This window comes from Campylobacter concisus, assembly GCF_003048405.1.
GTDB lineage: Bacteria > Campylobacterota > Campylobacteria > Campylobacterales > Campylobacteraceae > Campylobacter_A > Campylobacter_A concisus_Q.
The window spans coordinates 658,360-673,624 of record NZ_PIQS01000001.1; the positions used below are offsets into that span (position 1 = coordinate 658,360).

The following is a 15,265-nucleotide window of genomic DNA, read 5'->3' on the forward strand; positions in this document are numbered from 1 at the left end:
ACTTTGCTTGGACTAATGGTTAAATTTTGCTCGCAAATCACAAAAATAAGCCAGTTTTGATAAGTGCTAAAGATGGCTTGCTACTAAAAAAGATATAGTTTGAAATTTTGGCTTAGTTACAGATCAGATCATTCCAGTAGACTCTACGCTATGGTAAATGATAAAGCTAAGACGCATACAGTTTGCGTGGAAATTTAGCCTTGGCGAAATTTATCGCCAAAGCTGCAATGAGATAAATTTATCTCTTCTTTTTATATCTTTTTATCGCCTCTACGATGACCTCTTCTAGGTCGTCATTTGGCTCTTTGTTCATATCATCATAGGTGTTTTCAAGGATAGTTTTTAAGTTTTTCTCAACGTAGCTAGTATCGAAAAATCCTCTTCTAAACTCCTTACTTTTGCTGATCGTTAGTAAAAATGGGATGATCGTTCGCACGCCCTCGATGGTAAATTCTTCAAGTGCTCTTTCAAGCTTATTTACAGCAAGGTCGTAGTCGGTCGCCTTTACGATCAGCTTTGCGATAAGTGAGTCGTAAAATGGCGGTATGGTGTAGTCTTTATAGACGTGGCTATCGACGCGCACAGATGGACCAAGAGCTGGATAGTAGCCCTCGATCGTGCCTGGTGCTGGGATGAAATTTTCCCAGACATTTTCAGCCGTGATCCTAGCCTCTATCGCGTAGCCACGTGGTTTGATGTCGCTTTGTTCGATCTCTAAAATTTCACCCGCAGCGATTCTTATTTGTCTAACGACTAGGTCGTGGCCGGTGATTTCTTCAGTGATGCCGTGCTCCACTTGTATACGAGTGTTCATCTCCATAAAGTAAAAGTTATTGTAGTCATCTAGCAAAAACTCAATCGTTCCTACGTTTGAGTAGCCCACAGCCTTTGCAGCGGCCACCGCGGTTACGCCCATTATCTTTCTTAAATTTTCGCTAATTGATGGGCAAGGTGCGATCTCGATGATCTTTTGGTGGCGCCTTTGGATAGAGCAGTCACGCTCGCAAAGGTGGATGATATTGCCGTAGTTATCGCCTAAAATTTGAAACTCGATATGGCGAGGATTAACGACAAGCTTCTCCATAAAGACTTCATCGTTGTTAAAGTAGGTCTTTGCCTCTCTGGTGCAAGACTCAAAGGCATCTTGCATATCTTCTTCTTGCCAAACTTCTCTGATACCACGGCCACCACCACCACCGCTTGCTTTTAAGATGACTGGGTAGCCGATGCGTCTAGCGTGCTCTTTTATGGCATCCATGCTCTCGTCATTTAGCTTTTCTGTGCCTGGAACGATTGGTATGCCGTTTCTCTTCATCAGGTATCTTGCGATATTTTTATCACCCATTTTTCTGATCACTTCAGCCTTTGGACCGATAAAGATAAGCCCAGCGTCCTCGACTGCCTTTGCAAATTCGTAGTTTTCGCTTAAAAAGCCGTATCCTGGGTGTATCGCGTCAGCCCCGCACTCTTTAGCAAGCTTTACGATCGCTTTGGCGTCAAGATAGCCCTTAATCGGATCTTCGCCCACTTGATAGGCCTCATCAGCGATCCTTACATGCAAGCACTCGCTATCTGGTGCTGTGTAAATTCCTACGCTTTGAATGTGTAAATCCCTACAAGCTCTGACTATTCTAACTGCGATCTCACCACGATTTGCGATAAGAATTTTATGTATCATAGGCTATCCTTTTTGAGTTTTGCTTATCATATAACTATTCGTTTTATTTTTAGATAAATTTATTAAGTCTGGTTTTAAAATTTGAGTGCAAAGGCTAAATTTACACTCAAATTTTTCTATCTATTGATGATTTGTGGAAAAGGTGTGGCTAGGGCTTTTTTGCTAAAATCTTGCGACTCGATCGTGAAATTTGTAGCAAATCTTTGAATGCCCTCTTTTTTATAAGCGCGCCTTTGGATGGTAAAAAGGACTAAATTTCCGCCTTGCTTGGTGTAGCGATATATCGAGTGCTCAGCTGTTGGCACGCCATTTAGATTTGAAAATATCGTGATATCAAGATAAATTTCATTTGCCAGCGAGCCCTTTTTATAAGCCACTTTTAGTCCTTTTGCTTTTAGCTCTTTTAGATCATTTATCTTTTGCTCGACTGCTTGCTCTGGTGTAGCGTCAAATTTAAGCGTATTTAGCGAGAGCATGTAGCTAAAACTATCTAACTTCTCACCAGGGAGCAAGTACTCCTGCGTGAATAAATTTGGCACAGGCTTGGCTGAATATGCTAGTGAATATAGTCTATTGTCAAATTTTATCTGCATCGGCTCAAAGTACTGAGTCGCTGCAAGCAAGAGTGCTGGCAAAGCGATAAATGCTAAAAATTTCTTCATCAAATTCCCTTAAAATGGATTTACTATCATGACCCAGATAATGATAAGCATCGCGATAGTTGGCACTTCGTTGTAAGCTCTAAAGAAGATGCCACTTTTGTTACAGCGTTTTTCTTTGAGCTGCTTCATGTAGCGTCCAAGGTCTAGGTGATAGATAGCCATTAAGATGACAACCAAAATTTTAACATGGATGTGACCAGTTTTTATAAGATCAGGCATCGCGATAAGTATCAAAATGCCAGTAACAAATGAGCCAATGAGTGCGACCCAGCCGATGTAGTGATACATCTTGTACTCCATCACCTCAACTACTTTTACAAAGTCAGGTTTGTCCATATTTTCTACGTGATAAACGTAGAGCCTTGGCTGATAAAACAGCACTGCCATCCACGATATGAAAAACAAATAGTGGAGGTATTTTAAGTAAAGATAATATTCTGCCATAACGTCTCCTTATCTAAAAAGTATCTCTTTTCTAGCTTCAAATTCAGCCTTGCTGATCGCACCATTCTCAAAAAGCTCGTAAAGCCTTTTTAAGTCCTCTTCTTTATCTTTTAGTTTCAGTCTCTCTTTTAGCTCGACTTTTTGTAAATTTTTCTCGACATAAGCGCCAACCAAAAATGCATCGATGATCCACCAAATGCCCCAAATAGCCAAAAATAAGTAGCCAATGAGGATGATTTGTAAAGAGTAACCGATAAAAAATAGTCCCATCATCAAAAAGCCAGTGATAAATTTACCAAGGTAAATTCTATGCGCTCCAAGCCAGCCAGTAAGTAGCCAAAGAGCGTATGCGACGTAGATATTATTTCCCACTCTCTCTCCTTTTTCTAAAACTTTGCCAAAGTATCATCACGACGCAAAGATCGATCATCACATCAGCGAAGTTAAAGACCGCAAAGTTAAACCACTTATGCCAAAAGACATAATCCACGACGCCGCCATGGATAAATCTATCTGTGATGTTTGAGCTGCCAGCTCCTAGCAAAGCTCCAAGCCAAATGGCATGCGAGCAAAGCAACTTTTTTTCAACGACTAGATAGACAAAAACGCCTAAAATGAGGGCTATCTGGATAAATTTCAGCCACTCATCTAAAAAGGCTAACATCGAAAATGCAACGCCCTTATTATATGTAAGAACTAGCGAAAAAAACTCGCCCTCCCACGAAAAACCATCTATAAATATCATTTTTATTGCTTGATCAACGATAAAAATGATAAAAAATGCAATGAAAAATTTAACTAAGTTTTTACGCATTTAAGGCTTTTATGAAAAATTTCTCAACTTCATCCATGCGTTTTTCGACTAAAGTTTGATTTTTACCCTCAAGCAAAAGTCTGATCAAATTTTCAGTGCCAGAGTATCTAAAGAGCGATCTTATGCCTTCTTTTGCAAGGCTAGCCTCAAGCTCTTTTAGCCCCTCTATCTTATCAAGCGGCTTTTTCTCTGTGATCTTTAAATTTAGTAAAATTTGCGGATACGGCTTTAGCTCTCCAAAAATTTCGCTAGCTTTTTTACCTTTTTTAAGCATCATCGCGACAACTTGCATCGAGGTAACAAGACCATCTCCAGTTTTAGCGTAGTCGTTAAATATCACGTGACCGCTTTGCTCACCGCCAAAATTTATACCATTTTCTTTCATCATCTCAAGTACGTATTTATCGCCTACGTTTGAGCGAAGTAGCTTGATCTTGTGAGCTTTTAGATAGTCATCAAGCGCGGCATTACTCATCACTGTAGCCACGATGGCACCGCCTTTTAGCGCCTTTTGCTCGTGCAAAAATGCAGCCAACGAGCCAAGTATCGCATCGCCATGTACAACTTCGCCGTTTTCATCGACAACGACAAGTCTATCAGCATCGCCGTCAAATGCAAAGCCGATGTCAGCACGAAGCCTTTTTACCTCGCTTGCTAGATCTTCTGGGTGAAGTGCGCCGCAGTTTTGGTTGATATTGCTACCATTTGGTTCGTCGTTTATGACGATGACATCGGCTCCAAGCTCGCTAAATACGGTTGGTGCGACCTTGTAAGCAGCTCCGTTTGCCACGTCTAAAACTACTCGTAAATTCTTTAAATTTAACTCTTTTGGGAATGAATTTTTGATTTGCACGATATATCTGCCGATAACATCGTCGATCCTCTTGTTTGCGCCGATCTCTGTCATCGTCTTTTGGGCGTTTGCGATGAGCTCGTCGTCGTAGAAGATTTTTTCTATCTCAGCTTCTATCTTTTCATCTAGTTTGTTGCCAAAACTATCAAAAAATTTGATGCCGTTGTCGTAGTATGGGTTGTGTGATGCGCTTATCATTATGCCAGCGTCACAGCGCATATTTTCTGTTAAAAATGCGATCGCAGGTGTTGGCATAGGGCCTATTTGAAGGACGTTGTAGCCAACTGCAGTTAGCCCTGCAACGATGGCAGTTTCGATCATGTAGCCGCTTTTTCTAGTATCTTTTCCAACCAAAATCACATTTGTCGCTGAGGTCTTTCTAAAGTAAATTCCAGCAGCCATTGCAAGGCGCATAGATGTTTGAGCTGAAAGCTTTTCGCCAGCCTTACCACGAACTCCGTCTGTTCCAAAAAGTTTCATCAATTTATCCTTTTTATTATAAAATGGTGCTATTTTATCAGAAATTATCAAATTTAAAATCTAAAATTTTATTTGTTTTAAAGCTGACTTAAATTCAGTTACAATTAAATATATTTTTCATATAATCACGGACTAAAATTATCAAAAAAGGTATATTATGGCAAACCATAAATCTGCTGAAAAAAGAGCTAGACAAACTATAAAAAGAACAGAAAGAAACAGATTTTACCGCACTAGACTTAAAAACATCACAAAAGCAGTGCGTGTAGCTGTAGAAGCTAAAGATCTAAATGCTGCAAATGAAGCTTTAAAAGTTGCTAACAAAAGCATCCACAGCTTCGTAAGTAGAGGCTTTTTGAAGAAACAAACTGCTGCTCGCCGTGTTAGTCGCCTTGCACAATTAGTAAATACTCTAAAAGCTGCTTAATTTATAAAATTTAATGTTTGCTGATAAACTTCATCCATTTTTGGACCGCTATAATGAAATTTCTACGCTTCTTAGTGATCCAAATATAGCAAACGATATCGAAAAGATGACAAAGCTCTCAAAAGAGCAATCATCTATCGAGCCAGTCGCAACTGCCTCAACAAAATATCTAGAAATTTTAAAAGACATCGACGAAAATAAAGCCCTGCTTGAGGACACTGAACTTGGCGAGCTTGCAAAAGATGAGCTTAAAAATTTAGAAATTTCAAGAGAGAAGCTTGAAGAAGAGATCAAAATTTTACTTCTTCCAAAAGATCCAAACGATGATAAAAATATATTTTTAGAAATTCGCGCAGGTACTGGTGGCGATGAGGCTGCACTATTTGTTGGAGATCTTTTTAATGCTTACATTAGATATGCGGAGCTTCGAGGATATAAATTTGAGATCGTTAGCCAAAGCGAGGGTAACACTGGCGGCTTTAAAGAGATCATAGTGCTTATAAAAGGTAAAGGTGCTTACTCGAGGCTAAAATTTGAAGGTGGCACGCATAGAGTTCAGCGTGTGCCAGAGACCGAGAGCCAGGGCAGGGTGCACACTTCGGCTGTTACTGTGGCTATTATGCCAGAGGTCGAGGATAGTGAGATCGAGATCAATCCAAATGATATAAGAGTCGATGTGATGAGAAGCTCGGGCCATGGCGGTCAGTCAGTAAATACAACCGATAGCGCCGTTAGGATCACACATATACCAACAGGCCTTGTTGTCACAAACCAAGATGGCAAGAGTCAGCACAAAAATAAAGAAGCTGCGATGAAGGTGCTAAAGGCTAGACTTTATGAGCTTCAAGAGCAAGAGAGGCTTGCAAAAGAGACTAGTGAGCGAAAGAGCCAAGTTGGCACCGGAGATCGTTCTGGCAGGATAAGGACATACAACTATCCGCAAAACCGCATAAGCGATCACCGTATAAATTTAACACTTTATCGCCTTGATGCGATTATGGCTGCGGGATTATTTGACGAGATCATCGAGCCACTTATTACGCATTATCAAGCAGAAGCTATGCTAGAAGCTGGCATTTAAACTTTCAAATTTCTATTTCAAATTTTATAATTTATTTCTTTACCTAAAAATATTACTTTAGATTAAAATACTTTTAAATTTACCAAGCTTTAAAGCCAAATTTACAAGAATTTTACAAAAATAGATATTTAAAAGTAGTAGTTAGTAATATTTTTTCTCATTTTTTTCAAAATAATATAAATTAGGTTTTTAGATTTTATTTTTCAAATAGCGATTTCTAGGGTATTTAAAAGTATAAAATCTTTATTTTTGATATTATAATTTTGCATAAATGATTTTTAAGTTTTACTTAATAATTCTACCTTACAATTTCACCATAAATTAATTAAAAAAAGGAGACAAAATGTCAATAAGTGCAAGAAATCAACTAAATGTTGAGATCACAGAGGTAAGAACAGGTGCGGTAAATTCACTAATATCTGCTAAGCTTGCAGGCGGTGAGGTGCTAAAAGCAACTGTTACAGTTGATAGTGAAAAAGGTCTTGATCTTAAAGTTGGCAAAAAAGCTATCTTTTTATTCAAAGCTTCAAGCGTTATCGTTTCAAAAGATGACAGCATCAAACTTAGCGCTACAAACCAAATCAAAGGTGTTGTTAGCGAGATAAAAGACGGAGCTGTAAATGCTGAAGTTATTATCGATGTAAATGGCAGCAAAATTTCAGCTATCATCACAAGAGAGTCAGTTAGCAGCCTAGCTTTAAAAGTGGGAGATAAAGTAACTGCGATCATTAAAGCAACTCAAATTATAGTTGGTGTTAAATAATTTACGGAGCAATTTTGCTCCGTTCTTCTAACTAAATCCCATTCTTAAGCTAAGATCTAAAATACTATAAAATTTATCAACGAAATTATAAATTTAAATAAGTCGTAGTGAATATTTTTTAGAAAATTTATAGCTAAAATTTATATTATTTTTTACTTTTATATCCTATCCGTCATTTTACGCAGAGTGTAGCATACCAAAAGTTTATCATACAAAGGGTGGCCTAAATATCAATACAAAAGCCCAAGTCATAAGCTCTCAAACGGGCTATGCCTATACCAAATCTATATGTAGCTGGTGAGATCACAGGTGGCGTTCATGAGCCACAGCCGTCTAGGGTCGTCGTGATAACTGACCGCTTGACATTTGGTATGATCGCTGCTGAGACTATCGGCTAGAAAGAGGTGGCAGGCGTTTGCTTGCCACTATAAATTTTTAAATCTATAAACTCCGTTTTTTACTCGTTCAAAAATTTTCTTCTCTTCAAGTAACTTAAACGTGCTTATCACGGTTGGTTTGCTCACATCTAGCTTTTCACAAATTTCTGAAATTTTTACTACAATAAAGCCATTTTCATCACAGCTTTTAACTAGCAAATTTATAATTTCTACCTTTTTCTCACCAATGATTGCCTTGTAAATTTCTTCATTCATACTAGCCCCAAATTTTATACCCTATTGCCACGCACCAAAGCGCGCCACATAAGAAATTTGCGATCATCACAGCTGCACTTCCTGCATCTTTTGCCGCCTTTGCTAGGGTGTGATAGTCTGGGCTTGCAAGATCAGTTACTCGCTCTAAGCCCGAGTTTAGGCACTCGCAAACTAGCACAAATGCCATGCTAAAGATCAAAAATAGATTAAAAACAAGGCCAAAATTCCAAAAAAATAGCGAGATCGTAGTTACCAAAAATATATAAATTTCTATTCGAAAGCTCTTTTCGTTTTTAAAAATTTCAGCCAAACCCTCTCTTGCGTAGCCAAAATTTTTAAAAAATTTATACTCTGGCTGGTTTCTCATAATTTTCCTTTTTGTGATTTTTGGCATAATTATAATTAAAAAAAGGATGAAATTTGAAACTTATTAGCTGGAATGTAAATGGCCTTAGAGCACTTGTAACAAAAGATGGTTTTGCATGGCTTACTGAGCAAAAGCCTGATTTTTTGGCGCTTCAAGAGATTAAAGTTAAAGAAAGTGATGTGCCAAAAGAAATTTATAACCTTGGCTTTAAAGATATAAGCGTAAACTCAGGCGAGAGGGCCGGATACTCTGGTGTGATGAGCCTAGCAAATTTTGACATTTCTACACAAAAGGCAGCCTTCTTTGATGACACGGAGGGGCGTGTTTTGGAGCATAGATTTGGCGATATTGTACTTTTTAATATCTATTTTCCAAACGGACAAAAGGATGACGAGCGCCTAGCCTATAAAATGGACTTTTACGAGAAATTTCTAGCTTACTGCAAAGAACTTGTAAAAAGCGGTAAAGAGGTGATATTTTGCGGTGATGTAAATACCGCTCACCGTGAGATCGACCTTAAAAATCCAAAGGCAAATGCCAAAACTTCTGGCTTTTTACCTATCGAGCGAGCATGGATCGATGAGGTGCTAAAAAGTGGCTTTATAGATACTTTTAGAGCTATAAATGGCGACGTAGCAGACGCTTACTCGTGGTGGAGCTACCGCTTTAATGCAAGGGCTAAAAACGTCGGTTGGAGAATTGATTATTTTTTTATTTCGCAAGGATTAAAAGATAGGCTAAAAGACGCATTTATCTTGCCAGAGATCACAGGCAGCGATCACTGCCCAGTTGGGATAGATATAGAAATTTAGCCACTATTCCATTCTGCGAGGCTTGCCCAGTAAGAAACCTTGTGCGTAAGGTATTCCAAAATTTTTGATTTGGTTTAAAATTTCTTCTGAGCTTGCGAACTCGGCTACTATTTTGTAGCCTTGTTTTTTTGCAAAGCTTACGATGGTTTCTACTAGAACTCTAGCATTTTCGTCAAATGGAAGTTTCTTGATTATCGAGCCATCTATCTTTATAGTGTCTATATCAAGCTCCAAAATTCGGTAATAGTTTGAGTATCCTGAGCCAAAGTCATCAATCGAAATTTTACATCCATAGCCCTTGACGCGTTTTATAAAAGAATTTACCGCAACATAGTCGCTAAGCTCTTCACTCTCTAGCATTTCAAAGCAAATTTTATTAGGATCTTTGCACTCGTTTAGCTTGCTCTCTATAAGCTCCCTCATACTAGCATCAGCAATATCGGTAATTGATAAATTTATCGAGAACATATAATCTGGATATCTCTTGGCTAGATCAAACGCAAGACTTATCACCTTTTTGGTTATCTGCGGATATAGTTGCGTTTTCATGGCAATATCTAAAAATTCGCCCGGATAGTGTATCTTGCCATTTTGATCGATTATACGAACCAAAACTTCATAATATTTTGCTTCGGTCTCATTTTCTTCTAAGTTAAAGATACCTTGTGCTTCTACTATGACTCTATCGTTTTCTAACGCATCTTCGATTAGCTGAACTGCCAGCTGGTTTTTGTGATATTTCATCTCAATGGCGTCATTTTCTAGATAGTAGTAAATATTGCTACCATTTTCTATTGCGAGCTGATTTGCAAGGACTGATTGCATTAGGCGGTTAGTTTGTGGGGTATCATTTGGCAATGAAACACCAAATACCATCTTTATGCCTGGTAAATTTTCAAATTTTTCATCAATAGCGACATTTATTCTATTTGAACCAAAATATTCTCTTATATATTCAATATCTCTTACGATATTATCACCTTCATACCATATATAAAATGCGTCATCTTGAAATCTAAATAGCTTTGCTTTTATCTCAGAAGTATCTATACAAAGCTTTAGTGTATCAGCTACTGCTTTTAGCATTGCATCGATAATCTTAGTTTGATAAAAGAATCTTAAAATTTTAAAATTCTTAATGCTTAAGCAAATTAGCACTCCATCTTTTTGTGCGTCTAAAATTTCAGTTAAAGCAAAGTAGTTGCCAAAGCCTGTTAGCTTATCGATTGAAGATTGTATTTTTATTTGTTCATTTTTTTGGGTTAGCTCGTTTAATATCAGTGTCTCTTTAGTCCTATCAAGTTTTACCGCTATATAGCCCTCAAATTTATTCTTAAAGAAAAATGGTAAAAATTTTACCTTTTCATATAAAAAATCACCGCTTTTTGTTCTACTTATAAGCTCATCGCTCTCCCAAGGTAGAGATTTTTGCACAGCCTCTTTTATGGATTCATAAAAGCTTTGCGGGTGCATATATGATTTTAGTATTCTAGGGTTTTTGCCTATTAATTCTTTTAGCTTGTAGCCAGTTTTTTCTTCAAAGGTTTTATTTACATATGAAATTCTATTGTCTTTGTCACAATAGATAATAGAACTATGATCGTTTTCAATTGTAGAACTTAGGAGTTTTATCTGTCTTAAGCGTCCTGAGGCCATTTTGATTTGATAGAGACCAAATGAACAAAATATTATAAATGTAAGTAGGCAAATTATCTGAGCTATTTTTGCGTTATTCACCTCATCAGAGTGAAATTCTAGGATTTTGTTTCTAAAATTTTCTATCAGATTATCAAGATGTAGCTCTTTTACACTATTTGAGATTGTATGTAAAGTTTTTGTAGCTTGAGCTGCATAAAGTATCTTGTCTAATAGATTTTGAGCTTTTTGGTTATCTTTATACTCGTTTTTATACATTTTTATTTGCTTTGAAATTTCATCTATTACTTCAGGACTAAGCATCAAAGCACCTTTTATCGCATAAAATATAGGCTCAAGCTTGTTTGGAAGTGCGAGATTTTGTATTTCATATTGACTTATTTGGATATAAGAATCTATAGATGAGTTTACATAAGCTGATCTTTGTAAAAAAAATACTTTTTTACTAAATACATCTCTTATGTTTTGTAGATCTTTTGTTATTTCATTTTGATGAAATAACAGCATCTCATCACTAAGCATTGAAAGGTTGCTCAAATTTGTATCAAAAGAATTTATGTCAGCATTGAGTTTGTCGTAGTTTGAGATGTCATAAATATTATTTAAAGAAAAAGTTATCTCATTGTCTATAAATTTTAGATTTAAAATCCCGTCATCAAATTTATGAGCTGCACCAATAGCTATATTTGCTTTATATATAAAAAATGCACTAATGAAAAATATAGCTGTTAAGACGCTAAGTATGGTTTTTATTCGTTTAGTACTCATTTAGTATCCTAGGCTTTTTACCATTTAATGTCAGAAAAAATGAGTATAAAGCATCAATTTCATCTTTGCTAAGAACGTATCCTAGCTGATAGTTACCAATAAAGCTTATAGCCTCTTTTAGATCGTTTATCTCTCCATGAGATAAATATGGAGCAGTTTTTGTAATATTTCTTAGTGATGGCACTTTTCTTAATCTTTTGCTTGTATCTAAGGCAGAAATTCTTTCTCGTCCAATATCTTGTGTCAAATTTCCTCCCAAATTTCTACCATTGTGACAAGCGGCACAGCCTATATTATTAAATATCTCAAATCCTTTCTTTGCACTATCATCTATGGCATTGTTATCACCTGATATAAAACGATCAAATGGCGAATCAACACTCAAGACAGCCTTCTCAAACTCAGCTATCGCATCTGCAATATTATCAAAATTAATTCCGTCATTATAAATTTTTTTAAATAAAATTTTGTACTCAGAGATGTTATTTACAGAATCGACTATCTTGTCGTTATCCGAGTTTAGTTCTATTCTAGAAGTTATGGACTCTTTTACTTGATCTTTTAAATTGCTAATCTTTGCATCGCTATAAAATAGATAGTTTGCTGCAGCATTTAATATGGTTGGAGGATTTAAAGTGCCTTTTTCCATGCTATCTTGGTTGCTTCCACTTAAATTCCAATACAAGTTGTGACAAGTTTGGCAAGAGTAGTTTTCATTTGGGCTTAGTCTTTTGTCAAAAAAGAGTTTTTTGCCAAGCAGAGCCTTTTCTTCATTATATTTTACTACTGTGAGAGGTTTGTAGGATTCATATTTACAAAATGAAATCGTGATGATAAATAGACAAAGTATAACGCCCTTCATAACGCCCCTAAATTTTAATTTCCTTTTTTATATCGGCAAATTTTTGATTTTTTATATAGTACATTATTTTATTGTTTTTTGAAATTTATGATACAATTCGCTCGATTTAGAAAATATTTATATTTCAGGGAGGAGAAGTCATGAAAAAAGGCTTTACGATGATTGAGTTGATCTTCGTGATCGTTATATTGGGCATATTAGCTGCGGTTGCTATACCAAAACTAGCTTTAACAAGGGATGATGCAGAGATATCAAAAACTGCTTCAAATATACAAACGCTTATTTCGGACTTGGGTTCTTACTATACTTCACAAGGCGAATTTGCTTCTGGTTCAGATGCTGTTAAGAAGATGTCAAATGTAAAAACACCAGTAAAAGCAAAAAATGATGAGTGTTTAGAAGTAGGTACTGGAAATAATACTAATGGAGAGATAGGCATCACCATAAAAACAGATGGCCTTTGCAAACAAGTTTGGGAATTACCTGGCTTGGCAGATGTTAAAACTCTAATTGAAAGTAGCGATAATAAGACAGCTAATACGCTTAAATTTGGCGGTATGGGCATAAAATATAAATAAAATTTTAGCAAGGTTTTTTCCTTGCTTTTTATGATTTTTGTCCTATTAAATTTTTAATATAACAAAGCCTGATAGAAATACGAATTTTTTACACAAATAATTTATATACATAAAATAAAAGCTTTCTAAGATTTAATGCGTTGCCAAAAGGTATCAATCCTAACTATACTAATAGGCAAGCTTTTTATTAAATTTAATTGATTTTCTTCTTTACAAATTTTAAAGATAAAAAACGTAAAATCAAACCATGGATTTACTAAAAGACCCGTTAAATAAGCTCATCATCTCGCTTTCGCTTCCAGCTGGCACCGCAATGATGTTTAATACTCTTTATAACGTTACTGGTACATTTTTTGCAGCAAAAATTTCTACCCTTGCCGTAGCTGGTATGGCTATGAGCTTTTTGCTTTATCTAAGTATTGTAGGCATTGGGCTTGGTTTTGGCTCAGCACTAACTGCGCTAATAGGCAATAGTCTTGGAGCAGGAAAGATAAAAATGGCTAAATTTTATGCGGCAAATGGAGTTATCTTTGTGCTGGTATTTGCTATTTTTATGGGGTTTTGTGGCTATTTTTTAGCACCAAATTTACTCACTTTTTTAGGGGCTGATCATCACTATTTAAAAGAGGCGCTTGATTACGCAGGTGTTATCTTTCTTGCTGCACCGTTTTTCTTGATTATCAAATCTCTAAACGGAGTGCTTGTAGCACTTGGAGATACAAAAAGTTACCGCAATTGGCTATTTTATGGCCTTTTTATCAACGCATTTTTTTGCTATTTTTTTGCATTCATTTTGGATCTTGGTGTAAAAGGACTTGCTCTAGCAACAGCGAGTGTTCAGCTTTTGGGCATGATCTACCTTTTTGTAAAAGTTAAAAAAGCTAAGATGATCGAGCCAAGAAATTTAAGCTATTTTGTGCCAAATTTTAGCATTTGGGCAAAGATTACAAAGCAAGCTCTACCAGCTTGTTTGAACTATCTATCGATGTCGTTTGGCTCACTTGTGCTTTTAAAATTTATAAGCTACTATGGCGTAAATGCCGTAGCAGGATATGGTATAGCTTTAAGGATAGAGCAAATTTTGGTATTGCCGACCATTGGTATGGCTGCAGCAGTTTTAAGTATCGTTTCAAGAAACTATGGCGCTAAAAATTTTAAAAGAGCTAAACAATGCTATAAAATTTCGCTTCTTTTTTTGCTTATTTATTGTGTATTCGCTTGCGTTTTTATTAGATTTTTTGGTGAAGATATGATAAGAATTTTTGATGATACGCCGGCAGTTTTGGAGATAGCAGGGCTTTATCTTGGTATAAATTCTCTTGCTTACGTAGCTTATGGCACGATAAATGTCTCAGGCAGCACTCTTCAGGCTATAAAACGCCCAGTGACCATTTTTTTGCTAAATGGATTTAGGCAATTTGTGCTTCAAGGATCACTTTTTTACGCGGTAGTCTTCTATTTTGGTCTTGAGATAAAATTTATATGGCTGGCTCTATTTTTTAGCGTCTATCTCACAGCCATTTGTTTCGTCTTTTGGACGCTTTATCAGTTAAGAATGGCTACTGACGTAAGCTTTTAAATTTAAAACAAAAAGCAAAAAAGCAAAGTGAAGCAACTAAGATTATGCTAGCTCCGCCTGTTAGGTTAAAATAAAAGCTAATAAATAGGCCACTAAAGCAAAAAATGACTGAAAAGATAGTGGAGATTAACATCATCAGTCCAAGTCTTTTGGCAAAAATTTGTGCTAAATATGGCGGTATAGTAAGAAGAGCGATGACTAAAATAAGCCCAACAACACGAATCGTAGCCACCACGCAAAGTGCCATCATGCACACTAATAAATAGTGAAAAAATGTTGTATTTACGCCGCGCAACTTTGCAAACTCTGTGTCAAAGCTAATAGCTACAAATTGACGATAAAAAAGGGCAATGAGTGCTAAAAATAAGATATCTAAAATACTCATAAATGTTATATCTTGCCCACTTACTGCTAAGATAGAGCCAAAAAGATAACTCATGAGATCGGCATTGTATCCCGGAGTTAAATCGATAAAAATGATACCAATAGCCATACCAAATGCCCAAATAGCACCGATAACTGAGTCGATGTTGGTTTTATCTTTTAACGTGATAGTGGCGATTATAAGGGCTAAAAAGAGTGAGAATATGCTAGCTCCAAGAAGTGGTTCGAGCGAGAAGAAAAAGGCAAGTCCTATGCCGCCATATGCTCCGTGCGCGATACCACCAGCGATAAAGGTCATTTTATTTATAACAACGAGCGAGCCTATGAGCCCACAAATGATACTAACTAAAATGCCAGCAATAAAGGCATTTTGCATAAAATTTAACTCTAAAATTTCACTCATT

General features: G+C 36.5%; 17 protein-coding genes and 1 pseudogene. 7 read left to right on the forward strand and 11 right to left on the reverse strand.

The genetic code is table 11. The features are described 5' to 3' along the window. Positions 1-238: 238 nt before the first annotated feature. From CVT18_RS03475 to glmM, 6 genes are all read right to left on the reverse strand, one after another. The gene (locus CVT18_RS03475) at positions 239-1,678 is read right to left on the reverse strand and encodes an acetyl-CoA carboxylase subunit A (RefSeq protein WP_054195976.1); all 1,440 of its coding nucleotides are present in this window, start codon (positions 1,676-1,678) and stop codon (positions 239-241) included. A gap of 116 nt (positions 1,679-1,794) precedes the next feature. Then, positions 1,795-2,340, reverse strand: coding sequence for a hypothetical protein (locus CVT18_RS03480; protein ID WP_103648588.1), 546 nt, complete (start codon positions 2,338-2,340; stop codon positions 1,795-1,797). 9 nt (positions 2,341-2,349) lie between these two features. After that, positions 2,350-2,784: a CopD family protein gene (locus tag CVT18_RS03485; protein WP_004317437.1), complete on the reverse strand. Its 435-nt coding sequence runs from the start codon at positions 2,782-2,784 to the stop codon at positions 2,350-2,352. Positions 2,785-2,793: 9 nt separating this feature from the next. Then, positions 2,794-3,156, reverse strand: a complete 363-nt coding sequence (locus CVT18_RS03490) for an NINE protein (protein WP_107691818.1) — start codon at positions 3,154-3,156, stop codon at positions 2,794-2,796. After that, positions 3,146-3,598: a signal peptidase II gene (gene lspA, locus CVT18_RS03495; RefSeq protein ID WP_103628978.1), complete on the reverse strand. Its 453-nt coding sequence runs from the start codon at positions 3,596-3,598 to the stop codon at positions 3,146-3,148. Before lspA ends, CVT18_RS03490 begins: the two co-directional genes overlap by 11 nt. Then, entirely contained in the window at positions 3,591-4,931 is a 1,341-nt protein-coding gene (glmM, locus tag CVT18_RS03500; RefSeq protein ID WP_087585081.1) for a phosphoglucosamine mutase, read from the reverse strand. Before glmM ends, lspA begins: the two co-directional genes overlap by 8 nt. Before the next feature lie 157 nt (positions 4,932-5,088). On the opposite strand from glmM, the gene rpsT reads away from it, so the two are divergent. From rpsT to CVT18_RS03520, 4 genes and pseudogenes are all read left to right on the forward strand, one after another. After that, complete coding sequence (rpsT, locus tag CVT18_RS03505) at positions 5,089-5,358, forward strand: 30S ribosomal protein S20 (RefSeq protein WP_004317319.1); 270 nt, start codon at positions 5,089-5,091, stop codon at positions 5,356-5,358. Between the two features lie 13 nt (positions 5,359-5,371). Further along, positions 5,372-6,439: a peptide chain release factor 1 gene (gene prfA, locus CVT18_RS03510; protein ID WP_103628977.1), complete on the forward strand. Its 1,068-nt coding sequence runs from the start codon at positions 5,372-5,374 to the stop codon at positions 6,437-6,439. Positions 6,440-6,782: 343 nt separating this feature from the next. After that, positions 6,783-7,202: a TOBE domain-containing protein gene (locus CVT18_RS03515; RefSeq protein ID WP_087578186.1), complete on the forward strand. Its 420-nt coding sequence runs from the start codon at positions 6,783-6,785 to the stop codon at positions 7,200-7,202. A 160-nt stretch (positions 7,203-7,362) separates the two neighbouring features. After that, positions 7,363-7,600 (forward strand): annotated as a pseudogene (locus tag CVT18_RS03520) (FAD-binding protein); the annotation flags it as partial. A 27-nt stretch (positions 7,601-7,627) separates the two neighbouring features. Here CVT18_RS03520 and CVT18_RS03525 read toward each other — a convergent pair. Continuing rightward, complete coding sequence (locus CVT18_RS03525) at positions 7,628-7,855, reverse strand: replication/maintenance protein RepL (protein WP_087577237.1); 228 nt, start codon at positions 7,853-7,855, stop codon at positions 7,628-7,630. 1 nt (position 7,856) lies between these two features. Further along, on the reverse strand, positions 7,857-8,222 hold the full coding sequence (locus CVT18_RS03530; RefSeq protein WP_107824240.1) for a diacylglycerol kinase: 366 nt from the start codon (positions 8,220-8,222) through the stop codon (positions 7,857-7,859). A gap of 53 nt (positions 8,223-8,275) precedes the next feature. On the opposite strand from CVT18_RS03530, the gene CVT18_RS03535 reads away from it, so the two are divergent. Beyond that, positions 8,276-9,034 (forward strand): exodeoxyribonuclease III, encoded by a 759-nt coding sequence (locus CVT18_RS03535; protein ID WP_107824241.1) that lies wholly within the window; start codon positions 8,276-8,278, stop codon positions 9,032-9,034. Between the two features lie 3 nt (positions 9,035-9,037). On the opposite strand, the gene CVT18_RS03540 is transcribed toward CVT18_RS03535, so the two are convergent. Both CVT18_RS03540 and CVT18_RS03545 read right to left on the reverse strand, forming a co-directional pair. Then, positions 9,038-11,458 carry a GGDEF domain-containing phosphodiesterase gene (locus CVT18_RS03540; protein WP_107824242.1) on the reverse strand — a complete coding sequence of 807 codons (2,421 nt, stop codon included), beginning with the start codon at positions 11,456-11,458 and terminating at the stop codon, positions 9,038-9,040. After that, the gene (locus CVT18_RS03545) at positions 11,448-12,320 is read right to left on the reverse strand and encodes a cytochrome-c peroxidase (protein ID WP_107824243.1); all 873 of its coding nucleotides are present in this window, start codon (positions 12,318-12,320) and stop codon (positions 11,448-11,450) included. Before CVT18_RS03545 ends, CVT18_RS03540 begins: the two co-directional genes overlap by 11 nt. Positions 12,321-12,460: 140 nt before the next feature. Between CVT18_RS03545 and CVT18_RS03550 the strand changes: the two genes are divergently transcribed. Both CVT18_RS03550 and CVT18_RS03555 read left to right on the forward strand, forming a co-directional pair. Beyond that, positions 12,461-12,898: a type II secretion system protein gene (locus tag CVT18_RS03550; protein ID WP_107824244.1), complete on the forward strand. Its 438-nt coding sequence runs from the start codon at positions 12,461-12,463 to the stop codon at positions 12,896-12,898. Positions 12,899-13,145: 247 nt separating this feature from the next. After that, positions 13,146-14,477: an MATE family efflux transporter gene (locus tag CVT18_RS03555; protein ID WP_107824245.1), complete on the forward strand. Its 1,332-nt coding sequence runs from the start codon at positions 13,146-13,148 to the stop codon at positions 14,475-14,477. Here CVT18_RS03555 and CVT18_RS03560 read toward each other — a convergent pair. Further along, complete coding sequence (locus CVT18_RS03560; protein WP_107824246.1) at positions 14,458-15,264, reverse strand: metal ABC transporter permease; 807 nt, start codon at positions 15,262-15,264, stop codon at positions 14,458-14,460. The two genes, CVT18_RS03555 and CVT18_RS03560, sit on opposite strands and share 20 nt — an antisense overlap. Between the last annotated feature and the right edge of the window lies 1 nt (position 15,265).